1 protein-coding gene is annotated in these 510 nt (G+C 27.8%); it reads left to right on the forward strand.

The genetic code is table 11. The features are described from left to right. Positions 1–510 (forward strand): transposase (locus H8R92_RS13080; protein ID WP_186835681.1); only part of this gene is annotated, 510 nt, incomplete at both ends.

Raw genomic sequence — 510 nt, forward strand, 5'->3', positions numbered from 1 at the left:
CTTTCATGCATATGAAAGAAGACCATATGAAAAATGGTCAACTTAAACCAGGGTATAATATTCAAATTGGTGTTGAAGGAGAATACATAGTCGGTGTTGATGTTTCAAGTGAAAGAGCGGATCAATTAACATTCATACCATTTCTTAATAAACTTGAAAATGATTTACCTGAAAAATTTAAAAATGTTATAGCTGACGCTGGATACGAAAGTGAAGAAAATTATAAATATTTAAGTGAACATAATCAAAATTCATATATTAAACCACAAAACTACAAAAAGTCAAAAAGTAAAAAATTTAAAAATGATATTAGTAAGAGAGAAAATATGACTTATAATGTTGAGGATGATTATTACATATGTGCCTATGGAAAAAGATTAGTTCCTGTTTCAAGCAAAATTAAAGTATCTAAATCTAACTATAAATCAGTAGTGACCATTTACGAAAGTGAAAACTGTAATGGCTGTCCATATAAAGATAAATGTACTAAAGCTAAAGGGAATAAGAGAC

It is taken from the genome of Clostridium lentum (assembly GCF_014287815.1).
GTDB lineage: Bacteria > Bacillota > Clostridia > Clostridiales > Clostridiaceae > Clostridium > Clostridium lentum.